At 57.0% G+C, this 11,229-nt stretch carries 7 protein-coding genes; 2 read left to right on the forward strand and 5 right to left on the reverse strand.

Annotated features, from left to right (window positions below; all coding sequences use genetic code 11):
* The first annotated feature begins 164 nt into the window (after nucleotides 1–164).
* Nucleotides 165–854, forward strand: coding sequence for a response regulator (locus tag DKK74_RS04895; protein ID WP_110413060.1), 690 nt, complete (start codon nucleotides 165–167; stop codon nucleotides 852–854).
* An 18-nt stretch (nucleotides 855–872) separates the two neighbouring features.
* On the opposite strand, the gene DKK74_RS04900 is transcribed toward DKK74_RS04895, so the two are convergent.
* The 5 genes from DKK74_RS04900 to DKK74_RS04920 form a co-directional block, all read right to left on the reverse strand.
* A complete protein-coding gene (locus tag DKK74_RS04900; protein ID WP_146210539.1) occupies nucleotides 873–3,542 on the reverse strand; it encodes an ABC transporter permease in 2,670 nt (889 codons plus the stop codon).
* A gap of 10 nt (nucleotides 3,543–3,552) precedes the next feature.
* Nucleotides 3,553–4,437, reverse strand: a complete 885-nt coding sequence (locus DKK74_RS04905; protein ID WP_258334461.1) for an ABC transporter ATP-binding protein — start codon at nucleotides 4,435–4,437, stop codon at nucleotides 3,553–3,555.
* A gap of 443 nt (nucleotides 4,438–4,880) precedes the next feature.
* Nucleotides 4,881–7,574: an ABC transporter permease gene (locus DKK74_RS04910; protein ID WP_181414926.1), complete on the reverse strand. Its 2,694-nt coding sequence runs from the start codon at nucleotides 7,572–7,574 to the stop codon at nucleotides 4,881–4,883.
* Between the two features lie 11 nt (nucleotides 7,575–7,585).
* Entirely contained in the window at nucleotides 7,586–8,476 is an 891-nt protein-coding gene (locus DKK74_RS04915) for an ABC transporter ATP-binding protein (protein WP_232350468.1), read from the reverse strand.
* A 194-nt stretch (nucleotides 8,477–8,670) separates the two neighbouring features.
* On the reverse strand, nucleotides 8,671–9,990 hold the full coding sequence (locus DKK74_RS04920; protein WP_110413063.1) for an O-acetylhomoserine aminocarboxypropyltransferase/cysteine synthase family protein: 1,320 nt from the start codon (nucleotides 9,988–9,990) through the stop codon (nucleotides 8,671–8,673).
* Nucleotides 9,991–10,256: 266 nt separating this feature from the next.
* Between DKK74_RS04920 and DKK74_RS04925 the strand changes: the two genes are divergently transcribed.
* The gene (locus DKK74_RS04925; RefSeq protein ID WP_110413064.1) at nucleotides 10,257–11,153 is read left to right on the forward strand and encodes a pyridoxamine kinase; all 897 of its coding nucleotides are present in this window, start codon (nucleotides 10,257–10,259) and stop codon (nucleotides 11,151–11,153) included.
* Nucleotides 11,154–11,229: the final 76 nt, after the last annotated feature.

Consider the following 11,229-nt stretch of genomic DNA (forward strand, 5'->3'; position numbering starts at 1 on the left):
CTCCGACGACAGTCGCTTAGCCAACAATTACTCAATCAGCAATCAACCAGACAGCGATTACACTGGCTCCAAATTAAATCCATTTGTAATTTCAAGCAACACTCAACTCAGATAAAATTGGATGGTGGCGCTGGCCACCATATAGCGGAAAGAAGCAGGCAGTCATGGAACGGACCGAACCCATCAGCGTTGCCATCGTGGACGACCAGGATCTGGTCCGAGCTGGCTTTGCCATGGTCATCGGCTCCCAGGATGACATGACCGTGGTCGGCCAAGGCGCGGACGGCGAGCAAGCAGTGGATCTGGCCTCACGCCTGCGGCCCGATGTGATCCTCATGGATGTCCGCATGCCCGGCATGGACGGTTTAACAGCCACCCGCCGGATCACTGCTTTGTCACCTGACCGCCCTGAGCCCAGGGTCATTGTGCTAACCACCTTCGATCTTGACGAATACGTCATGGCGGCTATAAAAGCCGGCGCATCAGGATTTCTGCTCAAGGATACCGAGCCTGAAGCCCTCCTGACCTCCATCCGTACAGTTCACCAGGGCAATGCGATCATCGCTCCTTCGGCTACAAAACGCCTGATCGAACATATGGCCCATGACATGCCTGCGACCGGGTCCATGCCATCGGGATCGATCTATCGCGATCCCGAGGCGGACCTGCTCACTGATCGTGAGCTGCAGGTCCTGGTTCACATAGCCCAGGGCCTGAGCAACCAGGAGATCGCCGACAATCTGGGGATTTCACTGCCCACAGTGAAAACTCATGTAACTCACATTCTTCAGAAGATCAATGCCCGCGACCGCGTCCAGGCGGTGGTCTTCGCTTACGAAAACCATCTGGTATGAACCGGCCGTCGGGCGGTATCAATCGTCACTGAGCGCCTCAATGGGTGAAACCTTGACTGCCTCCCTGGCTGGCAGCACACTAGCTACCACCGCAGCCAGCAAGGCCACTGGCAGTATCAGCGCAAAAGCCGACCACGGCACGGTAAAGGTTACGGACCCTAAGGACACAAAGACCTGATAAGCTCCTATCCACCCGAATAGCGTTCCTAGAACGATTCCAGCCAGACTGGCTCCTAGGGCAATCATGCAGGCCTCGACTCCCAAGGATCGGCGAACCTGGACACTGCTCATGCCGATTGCTCTGAGCGTGGCAGTCTCACGACGGCGCTCCAGCACCGACATCATCAAAGTGTTGGAGACCCCTATCAGGGCGATAATGACGGCAACGCCCAGCAATGCCACCATGATCGCCAACAAGGAATCGATCCTTTCGCCCCATATCCTCTTCTGCGTCAGCCCTCCGCTCATAGCCATGTCGTCATGCTCTCCAACAGCCTGACGTATGTCATCCAAGAGCAGTGCAGCATCGCGATCTCCCTGCGTTCTGATCCAGATTTCATGCGTCTTGGTGTCAATCCCGGCAACATTTTGAGAGTCCGTGATTGCATAGACGCCACTGGTATCCAGCCCGCCGAATCCAGCAAAGACCCCAGTCAGTGTTCTTCTTGCATCTGTCTCTTTTCCACGTTCATCGTCCGTCTGAGGATCAGCTATCAACAACTTCAACTGACTTCCATCCCGGTAACCGGAATGCTTGGAAATCGTTCTGGTCGACACCAACAACGCATCAGACCTTTGCATACCTGGACCCAGATCGCCATGAAGCACACGCCTAATCCGTGGAGTATCCAAGGCATAGACAGTCATGGAATCTTGTGAGGGGCCACCTGACTCGACCTCGGCATTGAACCGCTGCACCAGCTCTGCATCAGCAACACCTTGGATACGCTGAATGGCCCGCACATTATTCTTGTTCAGCCCCTGACCGGATATTTCAATATCCAAGGAATAACGCTGATCAATATCCTTGGCCAAGGTCCGTTTAGTGGTTACCGCACCTGTAGCCAGAGTGGAAACCAAGGTTACGCCGATCAGCAGAGCAACACCTGTGGCAGCGACTCGTGAGGGATTTCGAGCGATATTCGCCACTCCGACCCTGCAAGATGGTCCAATCCGGGACACAGGTCCACCCAGGCAACGCAGAAGAGCCGGAATCCATCGACGCGCACCCATCAGGGCACCCAGGAAAATCAGCAAAACACCCAATACCGCAAGACCTAGCAATAGTTCCTGCTGATTACTGGTCTGGACTGTATCGCCAGAGTTTGTCCTGACCAGCTCTGTGACGCGCCAAGAGGACCAGATCACGAATACCAAGCCGCTGGCTGCCAGCAGGATGCTGATCCACAAACCGGTCCGCTTCCTGCTGCCTTGTTCCTGATGATCCACTGGTTGCAGGGCTTCGAGCGGTCTGACTCTGATAGCCGTACGAGTAGACCCAAAGGCAGCCACCAAGGTTGCCAGAACGCCGAGCACAAACGGAACCAGAAGGGCTGTAGGTGTAAGCAGAAGTTCAAGCTTCATGGTGCCCGAATGCAAACCAAGGCAACGGGCAAGGCCCATCAATCCCATAGCCAACAAGATGCCGACCAGGGAAGATATAACGCCAAGGAACAGGGCCTGCTGCAACACGCCTGCCCTGATTTGCCATCGATCAGCACCAACAACCCTCAGCAGGGCCAGATACCTGCGCTGTCTGGCCACCATGATCTGGAAGGTGTTGGCAATCACCAAGGCAGCCACCACCATGGCCAGCACACCGAAAGTCATGAGGAAAACAGTCATGATGTTCACACCATTGCCGGTCTGCTCACTGAGCAGTCTGTCCTCCATGGCACGACGGTCCTCCAGCTGGTATCCGTCGGGAACGTCTCGACTGATATTTTGCAGAGTGTTCTGGAGTTCCTTGCCTTGTCCATCAACCTGAAGATAGATGTTTCCCACAGGAAGGGACTCCGGCCCAACCATTCCCGCCATACTCAGCAGGCGTTCAATCCGAGAACCCGTCAGCACCACAGCTCCGCCGAAATCGTCGTACTTTCCCCCATGGCTCTTGCTGGTGCCTGAGATGGTCAAGTCCACAGTGCCTCGGTCGACAAGGCGTTCTTTACTTGAAGAATCCTGAGCACTATCACTACCTGGCAGCATCAGCGGGGACAGATGGAGGCGCACCTTATCGCCCAGACCAGCCTGGAGCCTGTTGGCGACGGAATGCGGCAGCACAACCTGATCGTCTGAATCAGGCCATTGCCCCCGAGCCAGATCGACAGGCATAAGCTCCTGCCTGGCACTCACAATGGCCAGAATTCCCTTGCTGGACTGACCGTTTGCTTCCGTATCCACCATAAGGTCGACATCAGGGCGCAAACCACTAACACCGCGCAGTTTCGACAGCCCCTTGCCATCGAATTCGTCAAGCAGAATCGGCTTGTCCTGATCCCTTCTGGATGTCACAGCATAGTTGGCTTGACCTGCATCCATGCTGATTTCGCGACGCATGGAGGCATTCGCCACGTTGCCAAAAAGGAGCGTCAGGCACATAAAGAGGGTGCCGATAACGATGGCCAGACCAGCCGGCATCATCATACGTGCATCGCGCTTCATCATCGTACGAGTTATCCGCCACACAATGCACCCCTTAGTCCCGGAACTGGGAATCGCCAGTAGTGCCAGCCGAGACTTGTTCAGCCAGAAGATCGTTCATGACTTTCACTGTCGGATCTTTTCGCTCCGAAACAATCCGTCCGTCGGCAAAGACAAGCGCACGATCTGCGTAGGATGCGGCATAGGCATCATGAGTGACCATGATGACGGTCTGATTCAGCTCGCGCACGGAATCGCGCAGGAACTTCAGAACACCAGTGCTGGCGGCCAGATCCAGGTTCCCCGTCGGTTCGTCCGCAAAGACCAGACCGGGTTTGGTTATCAGCGCTCTGGCGATGGCGACCCGTTGCTGCTGCCCCCCGGATAATTCACCGGGAAGATGGTCCAGCCTCTCCGACAAACCGAGGGTCTCTACCAGTTGCTCCATCCACGAGCTGTCAGGCCGAACGCCGTCCAGTACCAGCGGCATGAGGATATTCTGTTTGGCAGTGAACATAGGCAACAGGTTGAAGCTCTGGAAGATGAATCCCAGATGCCTCCGCCTGATCAGAGTCAGCTGACGGTCGTCCAGTCGTGTCAGGTCAACTCGGCCGGCCTGATCAATCGATGGATGGTGACGATCTCCGCTCTTCGAATGCAGAAGATCAGCGGCCATATAGACATGGCCAGAGGTGACAGTATCCAGACCAGCCAGGACGTGCATAAGTGTTGATTTGCCCGAACCTGAAGGGCCCATGATGGCAGTGAACCGACCTTGCTCAAAATTCACGTCAATTCCGCGCAGGGCATGGACGGCGTTCGAACCTTGCCCATAATCCTTGGTCAGCTGTCTGGCACTGACGGCAGGCGGTCCCGCGACACCCGAGACTGCTCTGTCGATTAAACCTTGTGAAGACGAAGTATCCGCTTTGTTCTGCATGGTGCTCCTTTATCCGCGAGGAAGCCTTTTTCCCGTCAGCTTCCGACCGTATCCGGCTATCGGCTGCAGCGATATGCTCCCTAGGAGCGATGAAGATAATCATCCTTACGGATGAGTGCACTGAAGAACTCTTCCTGTTAGGCTGGCACCATCCAAATCAACGCGGGCGACGGGGATGGACTCTGCGGAGATGAAGCAAATCATGTTCAGCACAAAAGACATGAGCCTAAAGACATGGATCCATCAGACCAGAGGATTGAAACACTTGCCTCAATCCCCTTAATCGACTACGAGAATAACGAGGTCCCCGCGATCAAGCCGGCTCGCTTCCAAGCAGCCTCAAGAAAACATCATCTGGCAGAATAAATCATTCATTCCCGGTGCCAACCAAGGTGCGCCTTGGTGAAAGTTGGCTGGCTCTGATGCGATCTGACTGCTGGTCGTCATTCCTCTGCTAGAGCCACGACCGGTGGAGTCCGGTTGACGCGCCTTGCAGGCAGGACGCTTGCCAGAATCGCCGCTACGAGCGCCACCAGCAGAATCACCAGGCCAATGGACCAAGGAATCGGGAAAGCTACCGTCCCCAGAGAAGAGAAGATCTCATAGGCTGCAGCCCAGCCGAAGAGCAGGCCCAGGACCATGCCGGACAAGGACGACCCCAGGGCTATCAGCCCTGACTCCACAGCCAGGGAACGTCTGATCTGCTTGCGGGTCATCCCGATGGCCCTCAGGGTGGCAGACTCCCGCCGACGTTCCAACACCGACAGGGAAAGCGTGTTGGCTACGCCGATCAGGGCGATGGCCACTGCAACCGCAAGCAGGCCCAGGATAATCATGAGCAGGCTGTCGATGGTCCGATCCCACTGCTGCTTTTCAGCCAACCCACCCTTCACGGAAACAGCCGAATATCCAGAAAGCGCACTCTTCACCTTGTCCATAAACGTCGAGACTGTTGGCGAGCCATCAACCTTGGCCCAGATCTGCACGGTCTGAGGCTGAACGCCATTTAGCAAGGATGAGTCGGTCATGCCATATAAATTGCTGGCATCAATCCCCTGGTAGGGCGCATAGAGGCTAGTTACGAAGAGTCTTTGAGCCACCGACGTGGATCCGCCATGAGCGTCGCCTTGAATCGGGCTGAGAATATTGAGCCCAAGATTCCCGCCGTTGTGAAAATCCTTCTGTTTGTCCATGAGGTTTTCTGGAAGCAGCAGGGCATCCGGTCCGGAAAGATCCTTGCCGACCTTGGAGTTCAGAAGGCGATCGATCTTATGCGCATCCAGGGCGAAAATAGTCATTCCCGCCCCGTTCTCCCCGCCTGATTTGACCATGGCTGCATACTGGGGCACCAGCTCGGCCTGTGCAACCCCGTCGATCCGTCGAATGTCGTTCAGAGCCTTGGCATCCAGACCATCAGCGCTGATCTGCAAATCGACCGAATAGTGCTCATCCAGCATGTCGGCCATAGTCTGCTTGGCGCTAGCGGCGCCTGTGACCAGCGTGGCGACCAGTGTCACGCCGATCAGGAGGGCGGTACCTGTTGCCGCCACACGGGAATGATTCCGCGCGATGTTAGCCACGGCGATTGTGGACGAGGGCCCAACCCGCGAAACCAGGGATCCGATTCCCTTGAGCATGAAAGGAATCCAACGATTGGCACTGAGCAAAATGCCCAGGAAGGCAAGGATAATGCCGACGACAGCTATGACAGCAACAATATTCGGCCCGTCTCCAGATGCCTTGCCGGCCTTGTCTCCCGTGACATTGAGCCTGACCTGCCAGAGAGACCAGACAGTCATGGTAATGCCCGACAGAATCATGACAACGCTGAAAAACAGACGTATCCTGCTCGTCTGTTTGTTCTCCAGAAGATCAGCAGGCCTCAGCGCCTCCAAAGGACTGACTCTGGTGGCGGCCCATGAAGAGTTGAGGGAGGCCAAGACCGTAACGACGATGCCGAAAACGAGAGGCACCAGGATAACCGCCGGAGTCAGCTTCAATTGGAAGTAGAGGGAATTCGTATGAGCCTTAACTGCACCCAGAATAGCCATGATGCCAATGGCGGCGCCGACCCCGATCAAGGATGCCACAGCGCCCAGGATGATGGAACGAATCAGGACGCTGGCCCTGACCTGGCTCTTATTGGCGCCTATAGTCCTCAGGAGGGCCAGGTAGCGACGTTGCCGAGCAACCATGACCTGGAAGGTGTTGGCGATGACGGTGGCAGCCACGAACATGGCCAGTGTGCCAAAGACAAGAAGGAAAGTGGTCACGGGGTTTTGGGAACCACCGAGCGCGGTCTTGACCAGTCGGTCCTCCATGGTGTGACGGTCTTCAAGGGAATAGCCGGAAGGCATGAGCCTGCGCAGAGAAGCCAGACTCCCATCAAGGTCGCTTCCCTGCCCGCCAACATTCAGGTAAACGTTCTGGGCATACAGGTTACCCATTTCACCAAGACCTGCTGTAGCCATAAAAGCATCTATGATCTTGGGGGTCAGCACGATTGCGCCGCCCGACTCGCCAAACTCGCCGCCCTCGTTGCCCTGGTTCGAACTGACGCCCGACAAGGTCAGGGGCTTCGATATGAATCTGCCCGCAACCTGGTCAGCGCTGGCCTGCCCTTTCTGCCCAAGATCCTCGGAAATATACAGCATATTAGGCGACAGATTCAGACTCACCTTGTCACCCAGGGAGAGCTTGAGTCTGGAAACAGTCGGCCCGGGTAAAACCACTTGGTCATCAGCGCTGGGCCAGGATCCCTTGGACAAACCGACCGGCATCAGCGATGAATCCGCCATAGGAATGGCAATCACGCTCTCGCTTTTGATCTTGCCGGCGCGAACATCCACCATGAGCTGCGTGTCTGATCTGACTCCGTGAAGGCCTGGGACTTTTGCCAGCTCCTCGGTTTTGAAGTCCTTCACCCTCTTCTGATCGGGATGGCTCCCTTCCGCAGGGATGATGGCGTAGTTGGCCTGAGCAGCATCGGATGAGACCATCCGCCGCATGGAAACGTCCATGGTATTTCCGAAGAGGAAGGTCATGGCAATAAACAGTGTTCCGACGACAATGGCAATGCCCGCGGGAATCATCATGCCCAGGTCATGCCGCATCATTTTTCTGGCAACGAACAACATAAACATTACCCTCAGCGATGAGCAGCCGAGTCAGCTGTAGCCGCGGAGGCCATGACCTCCTCGGAGAGCAGTGCGTTCATAGAATCCACAGTGGGTCTGTCCTGGTCTGCCACGATTCGCCCATCCGCAAAGACCAAAGCGCGGTCGGCAAAGGAGGCCGCAAAAACATCATGTGTGACCATGATGATGGTCTGTCCCAGCTCGCGGACCGAGTCCCTCAGGAAGCTGAGGACCTCCGTCGAGGAGGCTGTGTCCAAGTTTCCGGTGGGTTCGTCCGCAAAGACAATGGAAGGTTTGGTAATGAGGGCCCTGGCGATGGCCACACGTTGCTGCTGACCGCCCGAAAGCTCGCTGGGCCGGTGGCTCAGCCTCTCCTCCAAGCCCAGGGTCTTGGCCAGAACCTCCAGCCAGGCTGTGTCTGGCTTGGCCCCATCCAGGATCAGAGGCATGAGGATGTTCTGCTTGGCCGTAAACATGGGCAGGAGGTTGAAGCTTTGGAAAATAAAGCCCAGGCTCTGGCGCCTCAAGAGAGTCAGCTGATTGTCGTTGAGCTTGGTCAGGTCGACCACTCCCCTCCGCCCTCCATGGCGGCTGGCTCGACTGCCCTTCACCCCGGCAGCATCGGTCCCGTTCAGGTAGACATGTCCGGAGGTAACGGTGTCCAAGCCGGCCAAGGTATGCATGAGAGTGGACTTGCCCGACCCGGAGGGACCCATGATGACTGTGAACCTGCCCCGTTCGAATTCGACATCAACACCCCGTAGGGCATGGACCAGGTTCTCCCCACTCCCATAGTCCTTGGTCAGTCCCTTGGCCTTGATGGCCACCTGGGCGATCTGCCTCGGTTTCCCCGCACCGGACGACAAATCAGAAGACGTCCTCGTCTTTGCTCCATGTTTCATGCTTCCATTTTACCCACCACAATATTTCCGCCTGACCAGTCAGATGCTGTCCGCCACTGGAGAGGGGAAGAGGGAAACATATACAAAAGTGCCCATCGAAACGTAATGAGGTTTCGACAGGCACCTTGTGCTTCTTCCTCTTCTCGGTCATATATCACGCGGATACGGCACCGAGAAGGAAGTGTGATTGTCGGCTACTTGGCCAGACCGGACTCCTTCAATGCCCGGAAGGCACCCTTGAGGTCATCCAGAATGTCCTCGATGTTCTCCGTGCCGATGGAGAGCCTGATGGTACCGGGATGGATTGCCTGATCCTCCAGCTCCTCCGGTGTCTCCTGGGAGTGGGTGGTCGATGCTGGATGGATGGCCAGCGACTTCACATCAGCCACGTTGGCCAGAAGGGAGAAGAGATGCAGGTTGTTGATGAAAACCCTGGCCGCATCCTTGCCGCCCTTCAGATCGAAGGTGAAGATGGAGCCGGCGCCGTTCGGGAAGTAGCGCTTGTAGAGCTCGTGGTCGGGGCGCCCCTCAATGGCCGGGTGGCTGACCGACTCCACCTCCGGCACGGTCTGCAGGTAGTCCACTACCTTCAGGGCGTTCTCAACGTGGCGCTCAACCCTCAGCGAGAGCGTCTCGGTCCCTTGCAGGAGGAGGAAGGCTGCGAAGGGCGAGATGACGGCGCCAGTGTCGCGCAGGAGGATGGCACGAATGCGGGTGACGAAGGCCGCAGAACCCAGATCCTGGTAGAAGCGGAGACCGTGGTAGCTGGGGTCAGGCTCAGTCAGGGTGGGGAACTTGCCGGGCACTGCCGCCCAGTCGAACTTGCCGCCTTCCACGACTACCCCGCCCAAGGTGGTGCCATGGCCACCGATGAACTTGGTGGCCGATTCCACGACGATGTCAGCGCCGTGCTCCAGCGGACGGAACAGGTAAGGAGTGGCGAATGTATTGTCGACAATCACCGGCAGGTTGTGGTCATGAGCGATCTTGGAGATGGCCTCGAAATCGGGCAGGTCGGCGTTGGGGTTGCCGAAGGTCTCGAAGAAGACCAGCTTGGTGTTCTCCTTGATGGCCGACTCGAAGTTGGATGGGTCCGAAGGATCCACGAAGGTGGTCTCCACACCATCGCGGGGCAAAGTGTGCTTGAGGAGGTTGAAGGTTCCGCCGTAGATGTTCTTGGAGGACACGATATGGTCTCCGGTCTGGGTGATGTTCCGGAAGGCATACTCCACTGCGGCTGCTCCCGATGCCACGGCCAAGCCGGCAGTGCCGTTCTCCAAGGCGGCGATCCTGTCCTCGAAGACCCCCTGGGTGGAGTTGGTCAGACGGCCGTAGATGTTGCCCGGATCCTTCAGCGCGAACCGAGCTTCGGCGTGGTCGAAGTCGTGGAAGACGTAGCTGGTGGTGGCGTAGATGGGCACGGCCCGGGAATCAGTGGCGGGGTCGGCCTGCTCCTGGCCCACGTGGAGCTGAAGCGTCTCGAAATGGTACTTGTGCGGGTTCTGGTCGGTCATGTCGATTCCTATCTGTTGGTGACGTGCGTCCTCTTGTAAGTTCTTGAATGTGACCATAAGCGGCCCAAGCCCACCTGTTCAAGCCAAAAAGGACTTTTCGGTATCGTCCTTTTTTATAACAGCTTCCAAAAGGTTGAAAGCGGGCCTTTTTGTCTCGACATTGCACACGCGGCAGTACCCGTTTAATCCCTCCGCTGTAGAGTCGAGTAAGCAACGGAAAAAGCTTCGATGCGAACAGCCTCAGCAGGCATGAAGGAGTTCAAAAGATGGCCGGACAGACGGACGATCAGAACAGGCTCTACCAGCGCGACAGCAAGTACATCCCCCGAGTCGCCGCTGTGCATGACATGTGCGGGTATGGCAAGTGCTCGCTGACGGCCGCCATCCCCATTCTTTCGGCGGCCGGATGCGACGTTTGCCCGGTGCCTACAGCCCTGTTCAGCGCGCACACCATGTTCAAGGACTACACCTTCCACGACACCACCGAGATGCTGCCGGGATACCTGGATGCCTGGCAGAAGGAGGGTGTCGACCTGGACGGGATCTACAGCGGGTTCCTGGGCAGCGCCGAACAGGTTGACATTATTCAGCGCATGTATCGGGAATACCCCAAGGCCCTGAGGCTGGTCGACCCGGTTATGGGCGACGGCGGATCAATGTATCCCACCTACACCGAGGAGATGTGCCGGGCCGTGACCAATCTGGTTGATGGAGCCGACCTGCTCATGCCCAACTTGACCGAGGTCAGTCTGCTGACCGGCATCGACTACGAAGGCCAGGACCTCGACGATGCCCAGGTTGGTGAGCGTCTGGGCCGTCTGCTGGACATGGGCGCGAAAAACGTCATCATCAAGGGCATTGACCGGAAGGACGGCAAGCTGCGCAACTTTGTGGCCTCGGCAAATCATGGCGGAGTCAGCGAGCGCACCGAGCTGGTCCATGACAAGCTGCCTTTCATGATTCACGGGACCGGTGATGCCTTCGCCTCCAGCCTCTGCGGGGCGCTCTTTGCAGGACGAGGCTTGGCCGATGCCGCCCGAATCGCCGGCGAATTCGTCCGCTCGGCCATGCAGCACACACGCAATCAGCCCGACTATCAGCAACGCGGGGTCAGTTTTGAGCTGGACCTGGGGCAGATGACTGCTCTGGTGCAGGAGCTGTGAGCCCAAGGTCGCGAAAGCGGCATAGGAGTCTGGGCATTTGTCAAACGTTGAAGACCAAGGTGGATGAATAAAACCT

Source organism: Bifidobacterium asteroides, assembly GCF_003202755.1.
GTDB lineage: Bacteria > Actinomycetota > Actinomycetes > Actinomycetales > Bifidobacteriaceae > Bombiscardovia > Bombiscardovia asteroides_F.